The sequence below is a fragment of the Singulisphaera sp. GP187 genome (assembly GCF_900129635.1).
In the GTDB taxonomy this organism is placed as follows: Bacteria; Planctomycetota; Planctomycetia; order Isosphaerales; family Isosphaeraceae; genus Singulisphaera.
Map to the genome: position 1 here is coordinate 1,743,286 of NZ_FSRB01000001.1, position 26,251 is coordinate 1,769,536.

At 60.7% G+C, this 26,251-nt stretch carries 22 protein-coding genes, 1 tRNA gene and 1 other RNA gene; 8 read left to right on the plus strand and 16 right to left on the minus strand.

The genetic code is table 11. The features are described from left to right. Positions 1-24 precede the first annotated feature (24 nt). Together BUS42_RS06905 and BUS42_RS06915 are read left to right on the plus strand one after the other, a co-directional pair. Complete coding sequence (locus BUS42_RS06905) at positions 25-324, plus strand: hypothetical protein (RefSeq protein ID WP_143206263.1); 300 nt, start codon at positions 25-27, stop codon at positions 322-324. A gap of 620 nt (positions 325-944) precedes the next feature. Further along, positions 945-1,904: an IS630 family transposase gene (locus BUS42_RS06915; protein WP_074306288.1), complete on the plus strand. Its 960-nt coding sequence runs from the start codon at positions 945-947 to the stop codon at positions 1,902-1,904. A 133-nt stretch (positions 1,905-2,037) separates the two neighbouring features. Here the strand turns inward: BUS42_RS06915 and tnpC are convergent, their stop codons facing one another. From tnpC to BUS42_RS06975, 12 genes are all read right to left on the minus strand, one after another. Further along, entirely contained in the window at positions 2,038-3,696 is a 1,659-nt protein-coding gene (gene tnpC, locus BUS42_RS06920) for an IS66 family transposase (protein ID WP_074306289.1), read from the minus strand. Positions 3,697-3,768: 72 nt separating this feature from the next. Next, complete coding sequence (tnpB, locus tag BUS42_RS06925) at positions 3,769-4,137, minus strand: IS66 family insertion sequence element accessory protein TnpB (protein ID WP_074306290.1); 369 nt, start codon at positions 4,135-4,137, stop codon at positions 3,769-3,771. Then, complete coding sequence (tnpA, locus tag BUS42_RS06930; protein ID WP_074306291.1) at positions 4,131-4,469, minus strand: IS66 family insertion sequence element accessory protein TnpA; 339 nt, start codon at positions 4,467-4,469, stop codon at positions 4,131-4,133. Before tnpA ends, tnpB begins: the two co-directional genes overlap by 7 nt. Before the next feature lie 242 nt (positions 4,470-4,711). Further along, entirely contained in the window at positions 4,712-5,614 is a 903-nt protein-coding gene (locus BUS42_RS06935) for a hypothetical protein (RefSeq protein WP_143206264.1), read from the minus strand. A 544-nt stretch (positions 5,615-6,158) separates the two neighbouring features. Continuing rightward, positions 6,159-6,869: a hypothetical protein gene (locus BUS42_RS06940; protein ID WP_074306293.1), complete on the minus strand. Its 711-nt coding sequence runs from the start codon at positions 6,867-6,869 to the stop codon at positions 6,159-6,161. Positions 6,870-7,351: 482 nt separating this feature from the next. After that, on the minus strand, positions 7,352-8,350 hold the full coding sequence (locus BUS42_RS06945) for a hypothetical protein (RefSeq protein WP_074306294.1): 999 nt from the start codon (positions 8,348-8,350) through the stop codon (positions 7,352-7,354). Positions 8,351-8,813: 463 nt separating this feature from the next. Then, the gene (gene purQ / locus BUS42_RS06950) at positions 8,814-9,590 is read right to left on the minus strand and encodes a phosphoribosylformylglycinamidine synthase I (RefSeq protein WP_074306295.1); all 777 of its coding nucleotides are present in this window, start codon (positions 9,588-9,590) and stop codon (positions 8,814-8,816) included. An 81-nt stretch (positions 9,591-9,671) separates the two neighbouring features. Then, entirely contained in the window at positions 9,672-10,505 is an 834-nt protein-coding gene (locus tag BUS42_RS06955) for an NYN domain-containing protein (RefSeq protein ID WP_074306296.1), read from the minus strand. 57 nt (positions 10,506-10,562) lie between these two features. Further along, positions 10,563-13,433 carry a phosphoribosylformylglycinamidine synthase subunit PurL gene (gene purL, locus BUS42_RS06960; protein WP_074306297.1) on the minus strand — a complete coding sequence of 957 codons (2,871 nt, stop codon included), beginning with the start codon at positions 13,431-13,433 and terminating at the stop codon, positions 10,563-10,565. A 352-nt stretch (positions 13,434-13,785) separates the two neighbouring features. After that, positions 13,786-14,661: a prephenate dehydrogenase gene (locus tag BUS42_RS06965; RefSeq protein WP_254053353.1), complete on the minus strand. Its 876-nt coding sequence runs from the start codon at positions 14,659-14,661 to the stop codon at positions 13,786-13,788. A gap of 382 nt (positions 14,662-15,043) precedes the next feature. Continuing rightward, the gene (locus BUS42_RS06970) at positions 15,044-16,348 is read right to left on the minus strand and encodes a protein kinase domain-containing protein (RefSeq protein WP_074306299.1); all 1,305 of its coding nucleotides are present in this window, start codon (positions 16,346-16,348) and stop codon (positions 15,044-15,046) included. A 178-nt stretch (positions 16,349-16,526) separates the two neighbouring features. Further along, a complete protein-coding gene (locus BUS42_RS06975) occupies positions 16,527-18,188 on the minus strand; it encodes an AMP-binding protein (RefSeq protein WP_074306300.1) in 1,662 nt (553 codons plus the stop codon). A 434-nt stretch (positions 18,189-18,622) separates the two neighbouring features. Here BUS42_RS06975 and BUS42_RS06980 point away from each other — a divergent pair, with 434 nt between their 5' ends. The 6 genes from BUS42_RS06980 to BUS42_RS07005 all read left to right on the plus strand — a co-directional run bounded on the left by BUS42_RS06980 (position 18,623) and on the right by BUS42_RS07005 (position 22,697). Then, the gene (locus tag BUS42_RS06980) at positions 18,623-19,285 is read left to right on the plus strand and encodes a dioxygenase family protein (RefSeq protein ID WP_074306301.1); all 663 of its coding nucleotides are present in this window, start codon (positions 18,623-18,625) and stop codon (positions 19,283-19,285) included. Between the two features lie 105 nt (positions 19,286-19,390). Next, a complete protein-coding gene (gene yhdJ / locus BUS42_RS06985) occupies positions 19,391-20,245 on the plus strand; it encodes an adenine-specific DNA-methyltransferase (protein WP_074310787.1) in 855 nt (284 codons plus the stop codon). 109 nt (positions 20,246-20,354) lie between these two features. Continuing rightward, positions 20,355-20,426 (plus strand) — tRNA-Gly (locus BUS42_RS06990). Positions 20,427-20,795: 369 nt separating this feature from the next. Beyond that, a complete protein-coding gene (locus BUS42_RS44290; RefSeq protein ID WP_074306302.1) occupies positions 20,796-21,104 on the plus strand; it encodes a transposase in 309 nt (102 codons plus the stop codon). A gap of 47 nt (positions 21,105-21,151) precedes the next feature. Further along, on the plus strand, positions 21,152-22,024 hold the full coding sequence (locus BUS42_RS41755) for an IS3 family transposase (RefSeq protein WP_216821016.1): 873 nt from the start codon (positions 21,152-21,154) through the stop codon (positions 22,022-22,024). Between the two features lie 406 nt (positions 22,025-22,430). Beyond that, positions 22,431-22,697: a hypothetical protein gene (locus BUS42_RS07005; protein ID WP_143206265.1), complete on the plus strand. Its 267-nt coding sequence runs from the start codon at positions 22,431-22,433 to the stop codon at positions 22,695-22,697. Here the strand turns inward: BUS42_RS07005 and BUS42_RS07010 are convergent. From BUS42_RS07010 to smpB, 4 genes are all read right to left on the minus strand, one after another. Further along, positions 22,690-23,118, minus strand: coding sequence for a response regulator (locus BUS42_RS07010; RefSeq protein ID WP_074306304.1), 429 nt, complete (start codon positions 23,116-23,118; stop codon positions 22,690-22,692). The genes BUS42_RS07005 and BUS42_RS07010 overlap by 8 nt on opposite strands. A 236-nt stretch (positions 23,119-23,354) precedes the next feature. Beyond that, positions 23,355-25,040 carry a hypothetical protein gene (locus tag BUS42_RS07015; protein ID WP_074306305.1) on the minus strand — a complete coding sequence of 562 codons (1,686 nt, stop codon included), beginning with the start codon at positions 25,038-25,040 and terminating at the stop codon, positions 23,355-23,357. Positions 25,041-25,271: 231 nt separating this feature from the next. Beyond that, positions 25,272-25,642, minus strand: a transfer-messenger RNA (tmRNA) gene (ssrA, locus tag BUS42_RS07020). An 87-nt stretch (positions 25,643-25,729) separates the two neighbouring features. Then, on the minus strand, positions 25,730-26,239 hold the full coding sequence (smpB, locus tag BUS42_RS07025) for an SsrA-binding protein SmpB (RefSeq protein WP_074306306.1): 510 nt from the start codon (positions 26,237-26,239) through the stop codon (positions 25,730-25,732). Between the last annotated feature and the right edge of the window lie 12 nt (positions 26,240-26,251).

Below are 26,251 nucleotides of genomic sequence, written 5' to 3' on the forward strand. Positions count from 1 at the left end.
CTCCGCACTGCAAGAATCGACCTCTTGAACGAGAAGCGAGCCCAGGCGGACGTGGAGCAGCTCCTGACGGCGGCAGGAATCGCCTACGAGCGCGAAGTCCGTCTTACGGAATCGGACATCGTCGACTTCCTGGTCGAGGGCATCGGGCTCGAACTGAAACTCAAAGGAGTCAGGAAGAAGGAAATTTACCGGCAATTGTGCCGCTACGCTCGTCATCCCCGTGTTGACTCTCTGCTACTGGCCTCAAATCTGACCATGGGACTTCCCGCCCAAATTGAGGGCAAGGACGCCTTTTTCGTGAGGTTGGGTGAGGATTGGCTATGAGGACTTACGGCGCGGTCGTTCTCTCGTCCGAGGAAGTTGGTCGAGCGGTATCTGGATCGCAAAGCGGGAGCCGCATGAACCCCGACGACTTCCGCTCCCTTTGCATCGAGCTCTTCGGGAAGCGTGGCTGGCAGATCGGCTGTGCCCGCTTCCTGAAGAAGCCAGACGGCACACACCTCAACGTCCGCACGGTTCGCCGGTGGGGGAAGGGTGACGCGTCCGTACCGTTTTGGGTGGAGCCGCTTCTGTGGGCGGAGCAGGGGAGGCGATGTGTTATTTGAAGAGCTTAAACTGATCAAAACCCCATTTGATTGCTCCACCTATAATCAGCAACAAGACTCCCCACAAATACTTGCCGTTCTCGTCCCTTTGCTTCTTCTCCTCATCTTGCCGTCTACGCACATCATCGATATTGGTTTGCATAACTGCTAATTTCACTAAAATGTCGTTTATTGTGCCAAAACCGTCTTTCCAGCTTGTAAGTTCTTTCAGTTGGTGTTCGTGGACAGCGATGCTCGTTGTTTGGCTCGTGACAGTCTTATTAATATCTGCCTTCTCTAGAGCGCCTAACAGTTGGATGGCACGCCATTTGAAAGGAGATCTGAGTTAGGAGGTGGCCGATGACACCCTATTCTCAAGATCTCCGACTGCGGGTCCTCGAGACGATCCAGCGCGGTGACGGGTCGGTACGCCAGATCGCGAAACGGTTCCTGGTCAGTATCTCCTTCGTCACACGCTTGCTCCAACTCCATCGCACGACCGGCTCGGTCGAACCCAGACCGCACGGCGGTGGCAACCCCGCCGTGCTCGGGTCCGAGGACTTGGAACGGCTTCGAGAATTGATCCGCCAGCAACCCGATGCCACACTCGAGGAATGCCGCCAACGACTCGGCCTCTCGTGCTGCCTGATGACCATCTCGCGCGCCTTGAGCCAATTGGGGCTGCCGCGCAAGAAGAAGGTGCCCCGTGCCCAGGAGCAGGACCGCCCGGACGTCCAGGAGCAGCGGCGCGAATTCTGCGAGCGACTCGCTGGCGTGGACCCGAAACGCCTGGTTTTCGTGGACGAATGCGGGGCCAACACGGCGATGACCCGGACTTACGGCCGCGCCCCGGTGGGAGAACGCGTCTACTCCACGACGCCCGGGCACTGGGATTCGATCACGCTGACCAGCGGGATGGGCCTCTCCGGGGTGACGGCGACGTTGGCCTTCCCGGGCGCCACCAACACCGACGTGTTCGAGGCCTACGTGGAACAGGTGTTGGTCCCGGAGTTGAAGTCGGGGGACGTGGTGATCTGGGACAATCTCAAGCCGCACCAGTCGGAAGATGCGATCGAGGCCGTCGAGACGGCCGGAGCGGAGGTGGTGCCGTTGCCGCCGTGGAGTCCGGACCTGACACCGATTGAGGAGATGTTTTCGAAGGTCAAGGGTGCGATGAGGTCGGCGGCGGCGCGAACGAAGGAGACGGTCTATGCGGCGTTCGGTTCGGCCTTGCATGACGTCACCCCCGAAAACATGTGTGCGTCCGGCGGACCACGTCCCCCTTGGCAATTGGCCGAGGGGCCTTGGCCAATTTGGTGACCGTCGGTTGGAACCCCACGCGGTGTCATGATCCGGCGTCAGCAGACGCGACGCGCTCTTCAACCCGTGTCGAGCCTGGCCCGAACTCCGCGGTGGGAGCGTGCCGCGTTTCGAGTGCCGGCGGGAGCCGTTGTCAGCTCGGGGAACCGTCGGCGATGGGACCCTCTGGGGTCGCCGGAGGATCGGCGACTTGGGGAGGCGACCAACGATCGGGGAGAAGGTCGGCCAGATTCTCTTTGGGAAGGGTCGGCAACCGGGACAGCACGTCACGCAAGTAGACGAACGGGTCATGACCGTGACGCTGGCAACTCGACACCACGCTGAATAACACAGCCATCGTCTTCCCGCCGGTCTCACTGCCGGTGAAAAGCCAATTCTTTCGTCCAGTCGCAATCGTTTTCATGTGTTGCTCGGCTACGTTGTTGTCGATCGAAAGGTAGCCCGAGCTGGTGTACCGTTTCAACGCCTCCCAGTGGTTCTCCATGTAACCGATTGCGCCTCCCATCGGACTCTTGGGGAGCACCTGCGGTCGCTCCTCCTTCAGCCACTTCTCGAGGCGCTCCCAAACTGACACCGCCCGCTCCTGGCGGACCCGCAGCCGAATCGCGGCCCGCGTCGGCTCGTCGGCGTCCTCGGGCAGCTTGGCGAGCTCCGCTTTGATCTCCTTCTCGATCGCGTAGAGCTGGCGGTAGTAGGCCAGGGCCGTACTCGCTCGCGCCAGGTCCGTCTTCTGCGCCTCGACGAACTTGCGGCGGGCGTGGGCGTTGCAACCCACCTCCACGACGTTGCCGCCCGCGTAGATGCCGTCGTAGCCGCTGAAGGCATCAGCCTGCAAATAACCGCGAAAACCCTTGAGAAACAGACTCGGACCGTCTCGCTTGCGGCTCCTCGTGAAATCAAAAACATTGTAAGGATAAAGATAATCGCCGAAGTAGATCCAGAGCCGGGCCAAGGCCTTAATCTTTCGCTCCGAGTCCCGCAGCTTCACCGAGGTGTCGTCGGTGTGAATCGTGCCGCACAACAGGATCAATGTCTTCATCAGGTCGTAGAGCGGCTTGAGAGTTTGGGCGGCGCCGGCCATCCAGTCGCAGAGGGTTGAGCGTGACAGCTCCACCCCTTGCCGGGCCAGGCGGCGTTCCTGGCGATGGAGCGGAATATGATCGGCATACTTTTCCGTGATCACATGAGCGAGCAATCCCGGTCCAGGCAAGCCCTTGGAGATCGGCTGGGCTGGCTTGCCGGCGGTGACGACTTGACCTTCGCAGTGCGGGCAGGCGTAAATGCAGCGCACGTGCTCGACCACGAACAGGGTCGCCGGCACGTAGTCGAGCTGCTCGCTGCGTTCGGCGCTGATCTGGGCCCGGGTCTCGCCGCATTGCGGACAGCGGCGTTCGGCTTCGGTCAACTCATAGACCCGAGGCTCGCGGCGGAGGTCCTTGGGCAAGGGCCTGCGGCCGTGGGGGCGTGCCTTCTTCGCGGGGGTCGCTCCCGGTTCGGACTCGGGTGGGACCGCGTCGCCGGTGGCCGCGGGTTCCGGTTCCGGGGCGAGCGGCTCGAAGGCGTCGGGGATGAGCAGCGGCTGATTGGGGTCGAAGCGTTCGGTGCGTGGGCCGTAGATCCGCCGCAAGAGGAGGTCAAGGCGATGCTGCAATTCCTCGTTCTGACGCCGTGTGTCGCGGAGGGCGGCGAGCAGTTCGATGATCATCTGCTGGAGGAAGGCGGGGTCACTGGGCAACGTCGCCGTGGGATCGGCAGGGGTCTCAGGGGTGATGGGGCGGGCGTCTGCGCTCATGCCCTCTTAGACGTATGAGGTCCTTATATTATTCGATGATTCTTCGGAAAAACACCGCGGCCGGCCGGGGACTCACACCGTGGCTCTGGGGACGGGTCGGTGATAGCGTTTGCCGCGTTTCACGCTCGAGAGGTCGATCCCTTCGAGGAGCATGACGAGGTCCGCGGCGCGGACCTCGAGGCGTGGCTGAGCCTCCAGAGTCGGCGGAAAGCGGAAGGTGCCGGCTTCCAATCGCTTGTACCAGATCGCGTATCCGTCCTCTTCCCAGATCAAGAGCTTGATGCGATCGGCGGCCTTGTTGCGGAAGACGAAGACGTCTCCCGAGAGCGGATCGCCCTGGAGCCCTTCGCGGACCAGGGCCGCCAAACTGTCGAACGATTTTCGCAGATCGACCGGCTGCGCCGCGAGCCAGATCCGGACGGTCGGAGCCAAGCTCACCATGACCGTCCTCCGGCTTCGAGCAGTTCAACGACTTGCACGAGGGTCTGGGGGTCGAACCCGGCCCCGACCCGCAAGCAGCGTCCGTTGGCCAGTACGACCTCGATGCTCCCGGCGGGCGACTCAGCCTTGTCGGCGAGCACATGCACAGGAAGAAACGCGGGCTTGGGCTGGTCGCGCCGCTGAAGTTCCCTCCGCCACCAATAAAACGACGGCGCACTCACGCCCTCGGCCAGGCAGAACGCCCGGACCGACAGTCCACTCCGCTTCCACCGGGCCAGAACCAGCCGCCAGTACGGCTCCCGCCCGTTTCTCGATCCTGCCACTCGGCCCATCGTTCACCCCCTTTCGGCCATGCTCCGATCGTAGCATGGGCCACAAGAAGGGGTTCACCGGACGCACACGAAAACATCGCCGGATGGTTCCAGGACCGTGCGGCGTATGCTATGCAACTGTGAGGCGCTCTAGGGCAAGGCCTTTGACAAGACCTTTAAAGGCTTCCAATTCCTGGGAGAGGCCTTTTGCAAGCGATTCGATCTCGGAGACTCTCTCATTTTCTGCTTTGCTGAAAGGCAATTTAAGCGTCCCCCTTCTTCCCCGTAATTCGCTCCAATCGCTCTTTATTACGAATCTGGAGAAGATCGCCCCAAAGCCCATAAAGCCGAGTTCTCATGTGGACTTCATCCACTAATTCTTCTGGCGTGAATGTGGCCGCAACCGTGCCAGTGAAATCAGAAAGTTTGAGGATAACAATTGGCTGGCCTTGGCCATCTTCGCCCTGATCCCAGTCCATTGAGACAAGACTACGGGATGCACCCAGAACTTCGCCCAGAACCCTGGTCGCAACCTCGACTTGTTTCAACAACCGCGGATTCTGGTTAACACCCTTTCTGATAATTGTAGCGGATGCGCCGCCATGAAATTGCAGTTGCTCCATCAATTGGGGATGTTTGAGTTTTCGGACCAATCCCAGCAAAAACGAAATGATCTCTGGCGATAACTCGTCGGATTCAATGCCGTGAACAATCATATTCCGGACGTGTCTAGCATGCCGGAGCATCTCAAATTGACTTCGATTGATGAAATTCTTGCTCAGAAGTTCGTTAAGTACTCCAGGCGCGAATGTGCTGCGAGGCAATTCTTCCTTTAGTACTTCTCTTGCAGCCGCTTCGAATGCTATCCATGACATCAACAAGGCGGCGCGCTGAGATTGCGGACTCAAAAGGCCTTCCGCTTCTCTGAGCAACGACAAACTGTAATCTAAGCGAATCCTGCCTGACACCGTAACTTGCGATTCCTCATCCTTGCCGTCGTGGAGTCTGATACTAATCGCTAAGACTTCAGGTCCCTTTGTCGCAATTAGATCAATATCAGGAACATCAAAAAATGTGGCGTATTCATGATAAGGATAGAAAGCTAGCATGTAGCCTTCATTCTCATATTTGTCGGCTAATATTTTTATTGCTTCGTTTCGGGTCACGTGTCACCCCGCCTCAAATGCCGCCACCGCTGCCTAACATCTCTGACTTTATCCGACCATCCTCGCTTATCGCAATGGCAGACTCTTCTCAGAACGCTTCATTGCTGTGAAGCCCCCTTGTCACCTCCAAAGGATCAACCAACTCCGCCAATGCTCCCGACCCCCCCCCCCCCACCCGTCCACTTATCCCCTTAGCTGGCCCCACCTTACAATTGCCCCAGTCTCCCAACCAAAGACGTGGGTACACCCATGCTCGACCCCGACGATGCCATCTCCAACGACCTGGCCGAAGCCCACACCAAGCTCGACGCTGGTAAGTGAGCACCCTGGCTTTGTCGCTTGGGTTTGGAATTGGCCAGCAGATAGGGAGCTAACACTCCCCGCTCGCCCTTGGGAATAATTCGGTGTCAGATCATATTATTCTCGATGTTCTCTGCGGTCGCTCAGACAGCATCAGGATTAATTATGATCTGACACCGAATTATTCCCTTCCGCTCCCCGTGCAGGAAGCGCAAGCGGAAGTTGGAGGCGATTCGACGACGTTTTACGCGGTCACTTCCTTTGCCGGTGGCTCGCCCATAACCGGATCACCAACCTGAATGTCTTCAGCGGTAGCCGAGGATTTGACCTCGAACCAACCGTGCATGGCGAGGCGATTCTCGAATCGGATGATCGCTTGAATCGGTCCTCCCGCCCTGATATTTTTCTCCGTCTCGACGAGAAGCTTCAGTTGCTCCCCGTGCCGGATAAACCCCGTCTTCTGAAGTTGGATCTTCCACGTTCCGAGCCGACTCTCTACCGAATGGATCATCACGCCCGCGCCGTCGTTACGCAACTCGATATATCCAGTGGGGGAGATGGCCCGGACAAACCGGTTCGTAGGGTCGGGAGTCGGGGCGAGGCTACCAAGGCTGACAAACCGCGGCGTTGCCGCATCGACTGCTTCCGCGAATTCGGCCTGCATTTTGGCGGCGATCTGGGTTAAGGCACCGACGGAGCTGCGATTGATGTCCAGTTGGTCTTCGATAACCTGCTGGGTTTCGCGGTTCTCAAGATGAACGTAGAAGTATCCGCCAATTGCCCAGATCAGAGCCAAAAGGGTCCCCATACCGCCAAGATAGTCACCCCAGTCGCCCAGGGTGGGCGGCCAGTCCTGTCCAGTGTGAGGAACAAAGCAGGGAATCAGCACTGACACGATGAGGATAAAGATCGAAGCATAGACAAGGACATTCTTCAGATCCGAGCGGTCGAACATCTGGCTTACCCTCAACCCTGGACTTCTTAAGCCGATTAATGCTAACAAGATAGGCCGAAACGGCGTAGTCGGCAATGGGCGAGCGGCTTGCAAACGATCGAATGCGTGGCCTCTCCATCGGGGGCGTTCCGGAAGGTCAGTTGGGCGATGGCCGTCGCCTGCTTGGTTCGCCTTGCGCCGTGCTGCTCACCCGCGTCGCGGCCTCTGGTCTCCTATCGCTCGCTTCGCTCTCCATCCGGACGCTGTGAGGCTGTGACCTTTCCGCGCCGACCGCCACCCGACAAATGAGCAAAGTCGCCAGGCACCTTAGTTGGGGGGGGGGTGAGCGATTTGGGCAGAATGGCGGTCTAGTCGAATCATCTAGACTTCCGATTTTGTTTAGTTTGGGTGCCTGGCCAATCGTGACCCGTTCGGCGGCTGTTTCCCCTAAATCCCCCAAGTCCCTCCTTTGAAGTGCCTGGCTATGACTGCCGCGATGCGAGTCAGGGCCTTCCCGCCGACTCGATGAAGCTCCGGAGGACCGGGCTCATGACGCAATCCTTCAGGGTCGCGATCTCCCGCAGCGTGGAGCGATTGGCTTCGAGGATCTGCGTGACCGTTTCGGGCGGCATCCTTTGGAGTTGGTTCATTCGCAGGGCTTCTTGGACAGTTGGGAATGAATTGCCGTATTCGCTGAAGAAGACCAGGAAGTCCTTCTTATACGGTGTGCGATGATCACTGCTGTTCGAAATCAGTACCAGGCTGAATCGATAGATCGTATATACTTCCGACCATTCCCTGACGTCTCGTATCAGAAGATGAAATTCATCGGATTGCCCGCTCTCGACGGAATTTGATACCCTAACCTTGGCCTCGTAAGGGACCTTCTCCTCTTCGAGCTTGACCTGATAGGTGGCAGAGGGTCCCACTACGGCTCCCGCCCCGGTCGGTGGCTGCTTGAGATGCCAAACCCGCTTCACATCGAGGGCGAGTTGCTTGACGAAAGCGGTCTTGGATCCCTGATTGGTGAACCTGATGTCGAGGGTGGATCCTCGCGGATCCGGATTGGCTTCCTCAATGAATTCAGCATCGACGAAATCGATGTCATCGGGCAGGGGCCTAGAAGGTTCGCTGGGACCGGAATGGGTTGGGGGGAGAGTAGCAGGGATGAGATAGCGAAGGGCCGTGACGAAAAAGGCGAATCCCACAAGACAATAAATAGTTAGAATTGAAACTATGAAAATTGGCTTCTGAAGTTCTTTGTTCTTTTCACTAAGATGGAAGACCATACCAAGAAAGAGCATGGCGCCTCCGACAATTCCGGCGATGAGCGCACCCGGAATTAACTGTTGGGGTATCTCGCGGTACGCGAGATACGAGCCCAGCAGGGAAAGGAACCCCACCAATTGGAGGGGGTTTTTGATCTTCGGCAGAATTGCTACAACGGCTGTCCACCAGTCTGGAGAGAGGGCATGAGACTCGTTATCAGAAGCTTTTGTCATCCTCTGGCCTCGTTAGAGATCGAATGGTATCGCTGTTCGACAGCAGTTCGTCGCCATAATCAGCTTAAAGAGTCTAATTGATTGGTGGACGCTCGAACAGGGCGAAGGACAGTGCTAACCGATGGTCGCCTGCCCACAACCGTCCCTCATCCCGCATGTCAGGCATTTCGTGGGTGACTGATCGACGGGTATCTCTCGTCGCAGTTGCCTGCGAGCCGCCCGAATATCGTCGCTGATCACCACAAGGACGTGAGCGACTCGATCCGCAGTCGGGGAGCATAGACTTCCTGGTTTCGTCGCTTGGGTTGGGAATTGGCAAGCAGACAGGGAGCTAACATTCCCCGCTCGCCCTTGGGGGCGAGCGTTTGTTTTGCCAAGGCATGATGTGTAGAAACGAAAATGGGGAGCTTGCGCTCCCCACTCTCGTTTCGAAGGCATTCGACATTCCAACGCCGGACGGCATTTAGCGAAGTGATGCGATCGCATTCTGGAAGATGCGGAGGCCATCGCACGACGGGGCCGAGCCTGGTTCGCGTCGGGTCCATCGGGGGTGGTGGATGGGGTCGATGAATCGCTCGGGGTGTGGCATTAATCCGAAGATTCGGCCGGTCGGGTCGCAAAGGCCGGCCACTGCGCCCGGGGTTCCGTTGGGATTGGCCGGATACTCCTCGGTCACCGCGCCGGAGGCGTCGACATAGCGCAGCACGATCTGGCCGGCGGCCTCCAGCGTTGCGAGAGCTTTAGGATCGGCCAGGAGGAACTTGCCTTCGCCGTGGGCGACGGGAAGTTCGATGGGGGTCGCGTCGGTAATGAACGGGGAGAGGCCGGGCTGAGGCTGCATCCGCACCCAGCGCGACTCGAACCGGCCCGATTCGTTCTGCGTCAGCGTGGCCTGGGTTGGCGACGGCCCACCGGGGAGGAGCCCGGCTCGGGCCAGGACCTGGAAGCCGTTGCAGATGCCCAGGATCAGGCCGCCGCGCTCGTGGAACTGGCGCAAGGCGTCACTGAGGACGGTGCCGAGTCGGGTCGCGAAGATTCGGCCCGCTCCCAGGTCATCGCCGTATGAGAACCCGCCGGGAATGGTCAGAATCTGGAACCGGCCGAGGGTCTGGGAGTCTTCCAGCAAGCGGGCGATGTGCCAGGTTTCTACCTCAGCGCCTGCCTGCTCCCAGGCGAAGGCGGTCTCTTCATTGCAATTGGTGCCGGGAGCGCGGAGGACGATCACGCGGGGACTTGCCATGGGGAAAGCATCCTGAGTCGAAGACGACGGCCCTCAGCCCCCTCGTTGGTTCGAATGTCCCGAGGGGGCGGTGAGGAACGGTCAGTAATTACCCTCGTTGGGGGAGTAGGATGTCGCGGGGTAGTCCACTTCGGCCCGATAGGCAAGGTTGCGCCGGATCAGATCGGCCTCGTAGACCTGGACGACAAAATCGGCGGCGATCTTGAGCCGTGAGGAGGCCCCCTTCGCCGGGAAGTCGGCCGGAGCGCCTCGGCGGAACTCCGCCACTCCGACGTGCTTCGAGCGTCCCTTCACGTAGTTGATCCCCGGGATCCCGTCCGCGTCGCCCGAGATCAAGAGGGCGATGTCGTAGGTGTCCTGGAGCGCCACCATGTCCACGGCGAGGCTCGTGTCGAGCCCCTTCTCGTTGAGGGTGTGGTGGAGCAGGTCGACTTTCCAATGCCCTTCCTGGCGAATCTCCACGAAGTCGGTCGCGGCTTGCACGCCGTGATAGAACCGCTTCTTACGCTCGAGAGCACGCCGTTTCCCTTCGTACCACTCGCGCGTCTCGTTGAAGCAGAGGTTCCAGGCTTCTTCAATCTGACGCTCGCCGGGCAAGTCGGGCTGGCGACGGCTGACGTCCTCGAGGTAGCTGTCCCTCAGCCGCGGATTGAGCTCGAACCGGCTCCGCAGCCGCGACTCCGCTTTCGGATCGTTGAGGTCCCACTCATCCATCTTACCAACAACATACCAATAAATTCGCGAGTGCTGGGCCGAGGGCCAGGGAGACCCTTCGGCGAAGGTTCGGCCCCAATAGTGGACGCTCTGCTCGAACACGTGCCGGTAGAACGAACCGTAGTCATCGACTCGCAAGTTTAAATGTTTCAATACACCGTCGAGATTCGAGCCGTCGACGAAAGTGACGAACCGAAGCATTTTTTGAGTCCTTGTTTGTTCGCAAAATTCCATGTTCAAAGTGTGCTTGCCTTTCCTCTACCAACGCAGAGGACGTTGCCAGGCTTCTTTCAGAACGGACACAGACGCATCGATCACGGGAGTCGCGCCAAGTCCCACAACGGTCAATCGGGCCGGAGACGAATCCAATTCACCGGTAACCTCGCCGATTTGCCCCAAGGGCAAGCCCGCGAAGAGCTCGGTCAAAGCGGGGGCGTTCTCAGGCAGAACTTCGAGAACGAATCGCGTGGGCGATTCCGAGAACAACAGGGCCGCATCGTGCGCGGCGTCTTGAGTGCGGGGCACGGATTGAAGCTGAACGTTTGCTCCCAAGCCGCCCGCCAGGGCCATTTCCGCCAGCGCGGCGGCCAGGCCCCCTTCACTGAGGTCGTGGCAGCTCCGGATCAGACCGCGGTCGATCGCGGCATGAAGCCGCTGGAACAGCGGTCGGCCGGTCGCCGGTTCCACGCGGGGCACCCGGCCCCCCTCAACCCCTTGGACCATCGCCCAGTGCGATCCCCCCAGCTCGAGCCGGGTTTGACCGAGCACGAACAGGAGGTTCCCTGGCTTCTTGAGGTCCATTGTGACGCACTTGCGGACGTCAGGGACCTGCCCCATGGCGCTGATCAGGAGCGTCGGCGGGATCGCCCGGCTCTTGCCTTCATGGGTGTATTCATTGTAAAGGCTGTCTTTACCTGAAATAAATGGCGTGCCGTAGGCGACGGCCACGTCAAGGCACCCCTGGGCGGCGCGAACGAGCGATCCGAGAGTTTCGGGACGCTCGGTATTGCCCCAGCAGAAGTTGTCGAGCAAGGCGATCCGGTCCGGGTCAGCGCCGACGGCCACGCAGTTGCGAATTGCCTCGTCGATCACGCAACCGGCCATGGCGTACGGATCGAGCCGACCGTAGCGCGGGTTGATCCCGCAAGAGACGGCCAGGCCCCGCGTCGAGCCGCGAACCGGGAGCACCACCGAGGCATCGCCGGGCCCGTCATCCTGCACGCCGACGAGCGGCTTCACGACCGTTCGCGCCTGCACCTCGTGGTCGTATTGCCGGACGATCCACTCCTTGCTGCAGACGTCCCACGACTCCATGATCCTGGCCAGATCCGAAGTGTAGTCCGCACGGTCGGGCAGCGCGATCTCGAGCGCCGGCGGCGGGGTGAACGTCGCGTCACGGACGACGGCCGGTCGCCCCTCGTGGAGGAAATCCATCGAGAGGTCGGCCACCGTCTCGTCCTGGTATCGCAGGGTCAGGCGGCCGGTCGCGACGAACTCGCCGAGGTCGGTCGCTTCGACCGACTCGCTGACGCACAACGCTTCGAGCGCCTGCCAGGACTCCGGGGGAACGGCCAGGACCATGCGTTCCTGGGCCTCGGAGATCCAGATCTCGGTATACGAGAGCCCTTCGTACTTGAGCGGAGCACGATCGAGGTCGACGACGGCGCCGAGCTCCGCGCCCATCTCGCCGACCGCCGAGCTGAACCCCCCCGCGCCACAGTCGGTGATCGACCGAAAGAGCCCCCGGTCCCGCGCCTGCATGATCACATCGAGAACCATCTTCTCGGTGATCGCGTTGCCGATCTGGACCGCGCCTCCGGAGATGCTTTCGCTGTCGCTGGTCAGCTCGGCCGAGCTGAAGGTGGCCCCGTGAATGCCGTCCCGGCCGGTCCGGCCGCCGATGGCGACGATCCGGTCGCCCGGTTCCACATGCTTCTCGGAAAGGCCACGCGGGATCAGCCCGATGGTGCCGCAGAAGACGAGCGGGTTGGCCAGGTAATCGGGATCGACGACGAGTGCGCCGTTGACGGTCGGGATGCCCATCCGGTTGCCGTAGTCGCGGACCCCGGCGACGATCCCCTTCAGAACGCGCTTGGGATGAAGCACGCCGGCGGGAAGCTGGTCGGGGGGGAAGTCGGGCGGCGCGACGCAAAAGACGTCGGTGTTGCAGATCGGCTTTGCGCCGAGCCCGGTTCCCATCGGGTCGCGGATCACGCCACCCAGGCCGGTGTTCGCTCCCCCGTAGGGATCGATCGCGGACGGATGGTTGTGGGTTTCGACCTTGAAGCAGACGTCGAAGGCGTCATCGAACCGGACGACCCCCGCGTTGTCCGCGAAGACGCTGACGAGCCAGTCGGGGTTGAGGATCTGGGTCGCCTGAAAGATGGTTTTCTTGAGGAGGTTTGTGATCACCTCATCCTCGAACCGGATGAGCCCCCGAAGCGTCTTGTGCGAACAGTGTTCGCTCCAGGTTTGTGCCAGGGTCTCGAGTTCGCAGTCGGTCGGGTCGCGTCCGAGCTCGGTGAAGTGGGCGCGGATCGACTGCATCTCCTCCAGGCTCAGGTAGAGCTGCCCCTCCTTGCTCAGTGTCACGAGCGAGGGGTCGTTCATCGTCCGGATCGGCACTTCCACGCGCTGGAGCCGATAGGGATGGCCTTGGCCAAGCCGGTCGAGCGACAGGGGGCCGACGATCGCCTGTTCGACGGCGTCATTGGAGAGGACCCGTTGAATCAGCCGGGGGAGCGAATCGGCCGGCCCGTCGATCCGGTAGGTCCGGATCGTCCGTGCGCTCTCGACGGCAAATCCGAGGGCTTGGAGCGTGGCCAGGGCACTTTCCGCCTCGGGATCGGTCACGCCGGGCTTGGGCAGGACGTGCACGATCGTTCCCGATCCGGCCACGGCCTCGCCGCTGGGACGGATCGCGTAGGTCTCGGCGATCGGGTCGACCAGGAGCGTCGTGGCGGCGTGCTGGACGTCGTCGCCATTGAGCGACCCTTCGAGCAGAAAGCCCCGGCTGGCCGCGATCCGCCACGGGCCAGGGAGCCCGAGTTCGGCGGCCTCGGCCGCCAGTCGCGATCCTTCGCGATCCGTATTACCGGCAGCAGGATCAATTTGTAAGTGCCATAACATATGGGTAACGTTCTTGTCCCTAAAAGGATCCATAACGCCTGGGTTGAGAGAAACTCGTCTCGCCTATCAAAACTAGGCTTGGGAATTCGATAACTCTCCGGGCCGGAACGGATCTCGCTCGTTCCGGGCGTCGGGTCGTGTGCCAGTGGTCCAGTCGCGTTGAGGCGATTGAGCCGGCCGGCGTGGCGAGGCGAGTGACATCAAGGTTCAAAAGGATCGGCAATGACCGGGTCGGTCGCGAAGGCGGGACGCTTATCCTCGTTGGGGTGTCAATGGACTCATCAAATCAACCAAAGTTTCCAAAGGCGGTGTTCGTGCGTGGCTCGGATCGTGGTCCGATCGGGGGGCGTCCTCAACGGTTCAAGCTCCCGGAATCATTCAGGGAATCGAAATGGGCCCGCCGATTCTTGGCGTGCTCCCACCAGGCGATGATTCCCCGTTCGTCGTCGGCCTCGAGGGCCGATTCCAGGCCCGCCAGTGAGTCGCGAAACGTCTTGAGCGATTCCAAAATGGGTGCCCGGTTTTCCCGAAAGATACCGGCCCAGAGCGATCCGTCGGAGCCGGCAACCCGGGTCCCGTCGCGGTAGGCGCCCGCCGCCATCGTCAATGTTTCGCGCGGGATCGATCCGGCCAGGGCCGCGGCGACCGCATGAGGCAGGTGGCTCGTCAGGGCCAGCGCCGAGTCGTGCTTGCGGGGCGACAACTCGATCAGCCGGCACCCGAGGCCGCTCCAGAAGTCTCGAGCCCGTTGCAGCCGTTCAGGAGGAGTATTCTCGGTGGGCGTCAGGATGCAGGCTTTGCCGTCGAACAGGTCGGGGGCCGCGGAGGCGACTCCCTTGCGCTCCGACCCGGCGATCGGGTGCCCGCCGACGAAGCAAGCACGCGAGCGCGGATCGAGTTCGACCGCCGCGACGATCCGCTGCTTCGTACTGCCGGCGTCGGTGATCAAGACCCCCTCAGGTCCGAACTCCGCGACGTCGCGGACGTCATCGGCGATTCGGGTGACGGGCGTGCAGACCACGACCACCTCGGCCCCGTCCACTCCCCGGGCCAACTCGGTTGTCCCCGTGTCGATGGCACCGAGCTGAACCGCTTCCGCCAGTCTTGCCGGGTCGCGTCCGATCCCGACGACGCGAGCGGCCAGTCCCCGAGAACGTAGGGCCTGCCCGATCGACCCACCAATCAAGCCGACGCCAATAATGGCTACTGTCCCAAGACGCTCCAACACACCCGAGCCCTTTCCAAGATTCGCCATAGTGATTGGATTAAAGTCGAACAAAGGATGAGGCCCAAGAACAAGTCATCAGGGGGATATCAGAGCCCAAAGCCGGCGTGACACTGATTCGCAACCAATAAAACCTGTCTTGTCCCGAGCTCACGAACCCAAGCACGGAGAAAAAAAGAGCAAGAAAAAAGGGGCTCGCAACCTGGAGTTCAGACTCTTGTTTTCGATGCGGGGTGGGACCAGATCGCGTTCCCTTGAGAGACCAGTCATCTTAATCAAAAAAACATCGGAGGCCAATCCCCCAGAAGCGAGGAAGCCCCGACTCGTCGCGCAACGGCGGAGCGCCCGTGGACCTCTCGTCGCGAGACCAAACCAGGGACGGACCTCAGCCAGCGCTATCGAGATAGGGGCGGAGCGCCTCAGACATGGCCGCGGCGGATTTCCAGCGGTCTCGCGGCTGCTTTTCCAGGGCCTTCCGCAAAATTCGCTCGAGACCTTCAGGCGCATCGGGGCGATGGGCCCGGAGCGGAACTGACGGGTTCTCGAGAATGATGCAGTAAGCGTCGGCTCGTTTGGGATCGAAGTTGAGGTAGGGGTATTGGGAGGTCAGCAGGTAGTAGAGTGTGGCCCCCGCGCTATAGATGTCCGCCGCTTCCTTGATGTCGCGGAAGTCGCGGATGTGGTCGGGGGAGAGGAATCCGACGGATCCGCCGATGTCTCCTTGGTGGGTCAGGCCGATAAAACCGTTATTCTCGCGAAAGTTCTTCGCCAGCCCGAAGTCGGAAAGCTTGACTTGCGGACGTTGCGGCGGGCCCATGACGAGCAGGTTCGAGGGCTTGATGTCGCGATGGACGTACCCGCGGGAGTGGGCGTATTCGAGCGCGGAGAGCAGCAATCGGCCAATCCTGGCCGTGGTCGCGATCGTGAGGGGCGCGGATAATCCCCCAGCCCACTCCATGGCGTTCTTCCCGGCCACGTATTCCATGATGAGCTGGAATTGACCGTCGATTTCGAGGATGTCGTAAAAGGCGACGACGTTGGGGTGGCATTGGCCGGTCGGCATTAAGAGATCCTTGAGAATGATCATCTCACGCCGAAAATAGTCCCTCGCCTTGGTGCTGGCGGCCCCGGTCGGGACCATCATCTTGATGGCCACCTGCCGGTTGATCGAGAGCTGGCGGGCGAGGAAGACCTCGCCCATGCCGCCCCTCCCGATCTGCCGCTCGATCAGATAGTCGGGATCCGTGGTCGGAAACTGTTTCCGGCGCTGCGAGCAGGGGGAGCAGAGCCAGGCGCCCGGAACGTCGTCCGTCAAGGTGGCGTAGGGGCCGATGTCGGGAGCCGGTTGACCGCACCCGAGACAATGAATCAGGCTCTTGCCTTGCTCGGTCTTTCGTTCGAGCTGAACGACGAACGCACTGTCGCCGGCGGTGATGACGTCACCGTCACGAAGAACGCTCGATTCGACCCGGCGGCCGTTGACCTTCGTCCCATTCGTGCTCCCCATGTCTTCCAGGGTGCAATGGATCGGGCTCAGGTCGACGCGGAAGTGCTCGCGCGAGAGAAGGCGATCCTCGTGCATCGAGAAGCGAACCTGCGACGATCGGCCGACCACACAGGAGTCGCGGTCGCTCAGGAATTGTTCCTGGCCGGCGTGCGGACCCGATGTGACCCGAAGGACGACCTCCATCAGATTCTCCGAGACGATCAGCGCATGAGACAATAAGGGGGACGAGAGCCGCCCTCTACTGTCGTATTCTACACGAGGTCGGTATCCCGCGCGAATCCGCGGTCCGACATCGCCGACCCGTGCCGTTCGGAATTCTTTCAGGCGAGCGAAATTCTCCAGGCGAGCGGGGCCACTCGTCTCACTTTGCCAACCGCTGTTGCGCGATCTCGCGCAGTTGGCGGAGGTCGACCTTGCCTGATCCGAGGATCGGGATGGCCTCAACCTCGACGAAGTCGTCGGCCGCCGGGATCCAGAGCCGGGGCATGCTCCCGGCGGTAAGCCTGCGACTCACCTCCTGGGGCGTGATCCCGAGCGCAGTGTGGATCACGCAGAGCCGTTCGCCTCGCTTGATGTCGGGCAGCGAAGTGACGGCCACGTGCAACTCATTGGTTCCGGTCGCTTCCTGGATCGCCGACTCGACCGCCATATGCGGGACCATTTCGCCGCCGATTTTCGAGAATCGGCTGAGCCGGTCGGTGATCCTGAGGAACCCATCGTCATCGACGTAGCCGATGTCGCCCGTTTGATACCAGCCGTTCTTGAGCACCTTGGCGGTGGCCTCCGGTTGGTTCAGGTAGCCGACCATGACCTGCGGGCCCGCGACCAAGATCATCCCGGGCATCCCTTGCGGCAGATCCGCTCCCGTGTCGGGGTCGACCGTTCTGATGGAGGTGCCTGGTAACGGCAGACCCACCGTTCCCTCCCGAAACCCGGGGACGGTTCGACCGTCGGCCAACACCTTGTCGTGCGGGACGTTGAACGAGACGACCGGTGAGAGCTCGGTGCAACCGTACCCTTCCATCGGCTCGATTTTGAGGGTGTCGCGGAGCTCGCGGGCCAGCTCCGGTTTGAGCTTTTCGGCGCCGAGGAGCAGATGCACGAGGGTCGCGAATTGCTTGGGATCGCACCGCTGGAGGTAGCTGCGCATGAAGGTCGGCGTCCCTGCGATCAAGGTCACCTGATGCGTCTCGCAGAGCTTGCCGATCGTCTTGGCGTCCAGCGGGTTGAAGTGGTACACGATCTTCTTGCCGAGGCAGAAGACGGTCCAGATCCCCACGGTGAACCCGAACGAGTGGAAGAAGGGCAGGATGCCCAGGAGGCTCTCGTCGGGAAGAATGTTCAAATGTCGGTCGATTTGATGGATGTTGGTCAGGATGTTGCGTTGCGAGAGCACCACCCCTTTCGGGTTTCCGGTCGATCCCGACGTGAAGATGACGGTGGCGGTATCGTCCAGATTCTCGGCCTGGAGCCCGGGGAGGAACCGGCCCAACTGCGAGATCGGAACCAGCTTGGCGACGGCCGCCGCCCAAAATTTGTCGGCCAGTGTGACCTGTTTAGGGATGTCCTCGAGCAGGACGAGCTCCCCCTTCGGCCTGATCTTGAACTTGTCGAGCACCTTCTCGGACGTGACGACGTGCGTGATCCCGCACTGGTCGATCGACGAGTTGATCAAGGACTCGCTCGCCGTGTAGTTCAAGTTGACCGGAATCCGCCCCCAAAGGGTCAGGGAGAGATTCGCGACCGAGGCGGGGACGGTCGGTGGGATGAACAGGCCAACATAGGGGTGGGGCCCCAGCTTGCGGGCCAGGACTCGTCCCAACGCGAGCGCCCGGATGAAGGTTTTCCCATAAGTCAGGCTGGCCCCCGTGCTATCACTGAGGGCGGGTCGGCCCCATTTGGCCCTCGCCTGGTGAACGAAGGCACGGCCGAGCGACCGCCAGTGGGGAGGCAAGGGAGGGAGCGGGATCTCCATTGTGGGTCGCACCGTTCCAGCGGGCCTCGTGGCAGTCTCCTGGCTCATGGAAATCTCTCGCGGCAGGCAGCAGCCAGCGTCACCCCGTCGCTGCAGTGTGAGTGGCCGATTCGATAAGAATGGATGCGCGCCGACAATGTACGCGACTTGCGAATGTCAGACAACAGGTTCTTGGCTCGACGCCACCTGGCTTGCCCGCGGAAAAACGGTAAGGGACGTCGATTCCAGGAACCGGCCTGGGTTAGAATCATCCCGAACCGTGCGGAACCACGCGACTGGGGTCGTCCGCCCCATGCGGACGTCGGATCGACGCGTCACCACGCCGCACCAAAGCGAAGCGGACAAGGGCAGGGGAGGGGGATCGGTCAGATTCCTCGTCCAGGTCGTTCCAGTTCGTCGCTCCTTATGGGGTTGGTTTCGAGCGAACGAAGTCACCTCTCAACGTAACAGTCCGCCTCAACCTTCCGCCCCGGGAGACTCCGATGCACGACGTCCACGCCTTGAGCAATCGCCGCCTTTTCCTCGGCGCCATGGCCTTCGGCGCAGCCGCGTTCACCACGCGCGGAGTGTTTGCCGAGGAGTTGGTCCTCACTCCCAAGCAGACCGAGGGGCCGTACTATCCCGACAAATTACCGCTCGACACCGACAACGACCTCTTGATCGTCAACGACGCCATCACGCCGGCCGTGGGCGAAGTGACCTACTTGACGGGCCGGATCCTGGATGCCAAGGGCGACCCGATCAGGAACGCCCTGGTCGAGATCTGGCAGGTGGATCACGAAGGGGCCTACATCCATACCGAGGACCCGAATCATTCCAAGCACGACAAGAACTTCCAGGGGTTCGGTCGCTTCTTGACCGGTTCGACCGGCGAATACTTATTTCGGACCGTGAAACCGGTTCCCTACCCGGGTCGAACCCCCCACATTCACTTCAAGCTCCGCAAGAGTGGCAAGGAACTGCTGACTACCCAGTGCTACGTCAAGGGACATCCGAACAACGAGCGCGACGGGATTTATCGAAGCCTTCGTGACCCCAAAAGCCGCGACGCGGTGACCGTCGACTTCGCCCCGATTCCCAACTCGCGGATCGGTGAACTGACGGCGAAGTTCGATATTGTGCTCGGCTTCACCCCGGAGGCCTGACGCGATCGCTCAGGGGGAGCCCGGCCGTCTCGGTGGCCAACGATCGGTTGACCGTCGGGCTGCGCCTCGATCTTTTTTTTGACTCGTCCCGCGATGGACCCGACGATGACGAAGCTCGAAGACGAGTCGACCACGATCTATCACGGTGATTGCCTCAACGTTATGCGTGACTCGATCCCCGATGGTCAGGTCGACCTGGTCTTCGCCGACCCTCCGTACAACCTCGGAAAGCAGTTCGGCGCGAGCGAAGACAAGTGGCCGTCGGACGACGCGTACGCGACCTGGTGCTACTCCTGGTTGCAGCTCTGCCTGAGCAAGCTGAAGCCAACGGGGAGCCTCTACGTCATGACGAGCACCCAGGCGATGCCCTTGCTTGACCTCTGGCTCCGCAATGAGTGCACCATCCTCTCGCGGATCGTCTGGCACTACGACAGCTCCGGAGTGCAGGCCCGCAAGTATTATGGGTCGATGTATGAACCGATCCTGTTTTGTGTAAAGGATCGCAAGTCCTACACCTACAACCCGGATGACATCGAGGTGCCCGCCCGCACCGGGGCAGTCCGCAAACTGATCGACTATCGCAAGCCGATCCCGGTACCGTACAAGGCCACCAAGGTTCCGGGAAATGTGTGGTATTACCCACGCGTTCGATACCAGATGTCCGAATATGAGCAACATCCGTCCCAGAAACCGGAAGCCTTGATCGAGCGCGTCATCAAGGCGAGTTCCAACGTCGGCGACCTGATCCTCGACCCATTCGCGGGCACCTTCACAACCTCCGCGGTGGCCAGGCGGCTTGGGCGCAGGAGTCTCGGGATCGAGCGGGAACGCGCCTACTTCAAAATCGGGGCGCGGCGGTTGGGCCTGGCCCAATCGCTCGACGGCGAAGAGCTTCGTCCGGTGGACAAGTCCACGGTCAGGCGCAACGGCCGAGGCGCAACCGGCGGATCGGAACGATGAGGAAAAGACCTACGCGGATCGTTGGAAAGCGAGGGCTTGAACGGTATCTCTCAGGAAAATCCAAATGCCCTTGCCATCGGAAGAACCTCCTGGTATTGTTAGCTCAGATGCGGGTGTAATTCAGTGGTAGAATGCCAGCTTCCCAAGCTGGACGTCGAGGGTTCGAATCCCTTCGCCCGCTCTGGACGTAAAGTCGTTAGCCGAAAGCTGTTACGCTTACCTGCCGATGGTCGGCTGTGCGGCCTGGAAGCCCGAAACCGGTAGTACCTGGTACTACCGAGTTCCTTGGGACTAAGGGAACCGCGATGCCCGGCCGCATTACCTCCTCTCCCAAATACCGCCACTAAAAGCCAAAAAATCTTGGGGTTGTCCGAATCAACGGGCACGACCATTACCTGGGGCCGTACAACTCGCCCGAGAGTCATGAGAAATACGGCCACCTCATCGCGGAATGGTACGTAGGTGGCCGAATCGAGCCATTGTTTTGCTTCAGACGGAAATGGAGAGACGCCCCACCCGAGTTATACTAAAACTCGGCAGGAGTCTCACCATGCGAAAGATCCGAAAGAACTATACGCCTGTCGAGAAGGTTGCCATTCTCCGGCGTCACCTGATCGACCACGTCCCCATCTCCGATCTCTGCGATGAGCTCCAACTCTCGCCCACGCTGTTCTACCACTGGCAGAAGCAGTTCTTCGAGAACGGCCCCGCCGCCTTCGAGCGCAAGAACGGCTCGCCCGAGACCGACCACCTCCGCACCATCGCCGCACTCCGCGACAAGCTCCAACGCAAGAACGAGGTCGTCGCGGAATTGATGGAGGAACATCTCAAGCTAAAAAAAGAGCTTGGGGAACTCTGACTGGAGCCTGGGTTCCCCATGATACCCGCGACTCCATCATCGACTTCGTGCGGCACTGGTCCCAACGCACTGAGATCCCCCTCAGGCGGTTCATCATCTGGCTCGGCATCGCCGCCAGCAGGTTCCACGACTGGAGGACTCGCTACGGACTGGCCAACGAGCACAATGCGCTGGTCCCCCGCGACTGGTGGCTCGAACCTTGGGAGAAGCAAGCCGTCTTGGAGTTCCACGCCGCCCATCCCCTGGAAGGCTACCGCCGGCTCGCCTTCATGATGCTCGACACCGATGTCGTCGCCGTGAGTCCCTCCAGCGTCTACCGAGTGCTTTGCAACGCTGGGCTGATGAAGCTTCATAACAGCAAGCCTTCACTCAAAGGAAAAGGCTTTCAGCAACCGCTCCGAGTGCATGAACACTGGCACGTCGACATCTCGTACATCAACGTCGCCGGGACCTTCTTCTACCTCTGTAGCCTCCTGGACGGCTGCAGCCGATTCCTCGTCCACTGGGAGATTCGCGAGAGCATGACCGAGGCGGAAGTCGAGACAATCGTCCAGCGGGGACGCGAGCGCTTTCCCGGCGAACGGCCCCGGATCATCTCGGACAACGGCCCCCAGTTCATTGCCAAGGACTTCAAGGAAATCATTCGGATCTGCGGAATGACTCACGTGAGGACATCTCCGTATTATCCTCAGAGCAATGGGAAGATCGAGCGATGGCACAAGACCCTGAAGGGCGAGTGCATCCGCGTCAAGACCCCCCTGAGCCTGGAGGAGGCGAGGAGGCTCGTCACTGAGTTCGTGGCGCACTACAACGAGGTCCGCTTGCACAGTGCGATCGGCTACGTCACGCCAGGACAAATTGGCCGGCCGCGATCGGGCGATCTTCGAGGAGCGGGATCGCAAGTTCAGCCCCCCGTCTGATCGCCGGGAAGTCGTTGCTCGAACGGTCTGACGGCGCTACGATGGAAGATGGCCTGGGCGGAGGATAGGGCACCGTGGCGACACGCCCCGAGCGCCGACCCAGGGGCCAAGACCGAATGAGGGGCGGCACGATGCCGCCCTGTCTTCCCTTCGGGATTGGCACGAAGGCGGCAAATCCAGGCCCTTGGACCAAACGTTCACTACCTTATCTCCCAACCCCGGTTTCTCCATTTCACGCTGAACCATTACACATTCCGGCGGCAAGTGCCTGGCGAACGGCTTCAGTCTTGCTGATCTCGGGGTGCTATGAGATCGGGCTCGCATCGCACTGACGGCACAGACCACTTCGATAGTTCAGTTGGATGAGCGCAAACACCTTGCCGTGGTGCTTCTCGGAGCCGACAAGATGGGCGAGTTCTTCGACGACGTTCTCCTACCGACGGTGAGGAAGCTGGTCGAGGTAGGATTGTCGTACGACGAGGTGAAGCGGCTGCTCAAGATCCCTGCCACCTGGGGCGCGAAGATCAGCGGAGAAGGGTTCGATGAGCGGGCGTCCGATTACATCAAGAAGCGTCCGGGAAACGTCGCACCTCCGAGAAGAAAGGATATCCGTTTGCCACCCCCAAGCCGACGGACGACGGGGCAATCTCTCGTCCTCCGACCCACTACCTAAGCTCTCGTGCCGGAGGCGACAGCGGTCTGCCGATCAGTTTGATGAGGGCCTCGGCGTTCACCGGCTTGGCGAGGTGATCATCAAAACCGGCTTCCCGGAACCGTCGCTCGTCGATTTCCTCACCAAAGGCTGTCAGGGCGATGATGGTGGCCCCCGTGCCCCACGACTGTTCCCGGATACGTCGTGCCACCTCGTACCCGTCCGGCTCCGGCAGGCCGATGTCCAACGGCACCACATCGGGCCGGAACTCCAACGCCGCCTCTACACCTTCAACTCCGTCACGGGCGATGCGGGTGTCGTGGCCAAGTAAGGTCAACAGCCGCCCGAGGGTCTTCGCACATTCCAACCTTTCGTCCACGAGCAGGATGCGGAGCTTGCGGTGAGGTGTCAATTGCTCCGAGTGAATTCCCGTTGCGGTCATGACCGTGTTCCCATCGGATGCACCCGAGTCTTCGTGGCAGTATGATGGCTTGGAGCCGCAAGAGCCAGTCGGCCGAGAGATCAGTGACCTCGATCCTGGGTTGACGAGTGAATGACCATGAGCTACGGGGCGCCGATGCCCGTGTTCTCCGGCAGGACGACACGGTCACGATCCAAAGCGACGGGAAGTGTTGGGAAATCGTAAGTTCGAGACATGCAGGGCGACCTCTGTCTCACTCACAGTTCCGCTACGGCTGGCGAATCGGTGTCGATCGGTTTGACTTTTGAGGCAGGCACGAGACGATGGACGGTCGCCACCGAGATCTTCAGCGCCTCGGCAATCTCTTTAGGCGGCACCCCTCGCTCGCGCATTTCCTTCAGCCTTTTGACCTTCACCAGCCCCAGGTAGCTCCGGGTACGTGGAGCCCAGGGGTCGGGACCACTCGCTTCCAGGATCGGTGCAAGCTGCTCCTCCAACTTCCTCTGCGCGTTGAACAACTTTTCCCAGGGCAGCAGCGCGTAGTGGTGCAGTAGTTCGTCCTCGCTGATCGTCTTGTGCGCCAGGATCATCGAAGCCGTCTCGGCGTCGGCGATCTCCAGGATTCTCGTGGCCGAGGTCTTCCGTAGCTTGTTGAAGCTGTACGACGGGAACGCAGGATGGTCCTGCTGCACCCGGCGGATCAGGCGATACCAGACGTTACTCACGCCGTCGGAAACGTGCCCATTTTGGGTCGCGTGCCAGAGCGGCTTGCCTCGCTCGGTGACGAACACCACATCGGCGTCCTCGGTCCGTCCAGAACGCACGGACTGCCGCGCAGCCAGAACCCATTCCAAGCCGTCCTTGGTCTGGGGCCAGAGCCAATGCCGGGTGTCGTTGCTCGACTTGAACCGAATGCCGTCGATCATCGAACGGTCCAGCTTCAGAAAGCCCTTGCGGAGGTGTCCGATCTCCGACGCGGCGAATGCGCAGTTGAGGCCAAGCAGCAACAGGATTCGCTCGCTGGGTAGGGCGTACTCGAAGAGCACCATGAGATGTTCGTCGGGGAGTACCAGCTTCTCACGTGCCATCCGTCGATCGTACTGTTCGGACGCGGTTAGATCGTCCGGGGTCTTCTTGATGGCGTGGAACCGCCGGGGGAATGTCCACTCAAGCGTCTCGGCCCCGTCGAGCCAGTTGAAGAAGTTGCCGAGTTCCTTGATATAGTTCTTGGCCGTCGAGGGCTTCATTCGATCCCGGAGCTTACTGCGTAGGGTGAGGGGCCGCCGCCGGAATACGCCGAACATCTCCTCACACCGGTCGTGCGTCAGCCCAGACAGGTCGAGGGAAAGGAAGTCACGCCCACCGAAGCGCTCGTCGGAAAGATAGTTCCTGATCGAATCGAGTTGGTCGAGTTTGGTGCGTCCCCATGGTCGTAGGAAGCCATCGGGGAGGGTGAGCGACCGCCGGACATGGACCTCATAAGCGGTGATGGCCTGTTGGACCGTGGTCCCGGTGGCGGCGGGGGTGCCAGCGGCGTCGGAGATCTTCTGTCGGAGTTCGACCAACTCCTGCCGCAGGTCATCCAGGCCAATTTGATGGTTGAGGGGATCGCCGGGATGGAACGTCGTCCCCGTCGCCTCACTGATCGCGGCGACTCGCTCTACATACCGAATCGGATCCTCGAACTCGCGCTTTGGGAGGGATGGGGGCTTCCCTTTGGCGATCGCCTTTGCCGCCTCAAGACTGGCTTTGTCCCAGGAGGGGCGTTGACCCGAAAGGCGGCCCTCGATCTCTTGCCAAATGGCGGTAATAAGCCGAACCTTCTCCTCGGCGGCATCCTGTTCGTAACCCAGGCGGAACTTTTCGGGCACGCCCCGCCCGTTCTGACCCACGTAGCGGGTGAATAACCCGTCCTTGCCCCGCTTGAGTTTCTTGTCGTACACCACGCCCCCGAGGCCGAAACCGGCTGTCTAGTTTGTGTCTAGTTTGGTGTCTAGTTTCGAGAATAGTACCTGCGTGCTGATACGAAGGCAAGAATGAAACTAGACAGAGAACCCCCCGAAACTAGACAGAAAATGGGCCTCGAAACCACTTTTGGGGTGCCAAACCTCTCAGCAAGATCGACGTAAACCTAATAAAAAAGCCCACTTGCGACGAATCGCAAGTGGGCTGGAAAGTGGAGGCGGCGGGAATTGCACCCGCGTCCCGAGATCCATCGATGACGGCCTCTACGTGTGTAGTCGCTCATTTAATTGTCGGCCTAGAAGCCCCGAGCAACAGGGTCCCTTTCGGCTTATCCCATCATGAATTTAACCCAAGCCGCAACAGGCGGTTAAGCTTGGACGAGCCCGCTTTGGCGTCTTCGGACGGAACTCACGGGCAAAAGGCCCGTCACGAAGCCGTTTCTGCCTTCGTTCAGGCAGCCATACGGAGAGAGGGTGTCCTCTCGGCAACTAAATTTTGGTCTGCTTTTTACGAGGCCCGCTGACCAACCTCGACACGCCACCTGTCACTTCAGCAATCCGGTCGATCCTAGTTCGCCCCCGTCTTGTCAAAGAGTGTTGGAGAATTGGTGTCCCAACATCATTAATTATCGGGTTTCCCACCGCCAGGTCAAGCCGTAAGCCACGAATTAGTCTCGGCCACGTCCCCGAACGGCGCGGTCGATGTCGCGCTTCGCATCCTTGTTCTTGAGGGCCTCGCGCTTGTCGTAGAGCTTACGGCCACGGGCGATGCTGATCTCGACCTTGGCCATCCCCTTCTTGAAGTAGATCATCAAGGGGACGATGGTGAATCCCCGATCCGAGGCCTTGGCGAGGAGCTTGTCGATCTCGCTGCGATGGAGCAGGAGCTTTCTCGGACGCTTCGGCTTGTGGTTCATCCGGTTGGCCTGGAGATACTCCGGGATGTCACAGCCGTAGAGCCAGACCTCGTCGCCACTGATGCCCGCGTAAGACTCCTCAAGACTCGCTTTGCCGTTGCGCAGGCTCTTGACCTCGGTACCGGTCAAGACGATGCCCGCTTCGACTTTATCGAGTAGCTCGAACTCGAAGCGGGCCCGGCGGTTCCGGGCGACGATCTTGATTGCATTTTCGTCGGCGTCGCTCTTGGATGAATTCTTGCCGCCGCCGCTCTTGGCCATCGTCGATCGCCT

Coding starts and splice junctions, on each gene's coding strand:
- BUS42_RS06915 (WP_074306288.1), top strand. CDS start 945: ATGACACCCTATTCTCAAGATCTCCGACTGCGGGTCCTCGAGACGATC.
- smpB (WP_074306306.1), bottom strand. CDS start 26,239: ATGGCCAAGAGCGGCGGCGGCAAGAATTCATCCAAGAGCGACGCCGAC.
- BUS42_RS06975 (WP_074306300.1), bottom strand. CDS start 18,188: ATGAGCCAGGAGACTGCCACGAGGCCCGCTGGAACGGTGCGACCCACA.
- BUS42_RS06970 (WP_074306299.1), bottom strand. CDS start 16,348: ATGGAGGTCGTCCTTCGGGTCACATCGGGTCCGCACGCCGGCCAGGAA.
- BUS42_RS07005 (WP_143206265.1), top strand. CDS start 22,431: ATGGGCGAGTTCTTCGACGACGTTCTCCTACCGACGGTGAGGAAGCTG.
- purL (WP_074306297.1), bottom strand. CDS start 13,433: ATGTTATGGCACTTACAAATTGATCCTGCTGCCGGTAATACGGATCGC.
- tnpB (WP_074306290.1), bottom strand. CDS start 4,137: ATGGTGAGCTTGGCTCCGACCGTCCGGATCTGGCTCGCGGCGCAGCCG.
- BUS42_RS06940 (WP_074306293.1), bottom strand. CDS start 6,869: ATGTTCGACCGCTCGGATCTGAAGAATGTCCTTGTCTATGCTTCGATC.
- BUS42_RS44290 (WP_074306302.1), top strand. CDS start 20,796: ATGCGAAAGATCCGAAAGAACTATACGCCTGTCGAGAAGGTTGCCATT.
- tnpA (WP_074306291.1), bottom strand. CDS start 4,469: ATGGGCCGAGTGGCAGGATCGAGAAACGGGCGGGAGCCGTACTGGCGG.
- BUS42_RS06980 (WP_074306301.1), top strand. CDS start 18,623: ATGCACGACGTCCACGCCTTGAGCAATCGCCGCCTTTTCCTCGGCGCC.
- purQ (WP_074306295.1), bottom strand. CDS start 9,590: ATGGCAAGTCCCCGCGTGATCGTCCTCCGCGCTCCCGGCACCAATTGC.
- BUS42_RS06945 (WP_074306294.1), bottom strand. CDS start 8,350: ATGACAAAAGCTTCTGATAACGAGTCTCATGCCCTCTCTCCAGACTGG.
- BUS42_RS06955 (WP_074306296.1), bottom strand. CDS start 10,505: ATGCTTCGGTTCGTCACTTTCGTCGACGGCTCGAATCTCGACGGTGTA.
- tnpC (WP_074306289.1), bottom strand. CDS start 3,696: ATGAGCGCAGACGCCCGCCCCATCACCCCTGAGACCCCTGCCGATCCC.
- BUS42_RS07010 (WP_074306304.1), bottom strand. CDS start 23,118: ATGACCGCAACGGGAATTCACTCGGAGCAATTGACACCTCACCGCAAG.
- yhdJ (WP_074310787.1), top strand. CDS start 19,391: ATGACGAAGCTCGAAGACGAGTCGACCACGATCTATCACGGTGATTGC.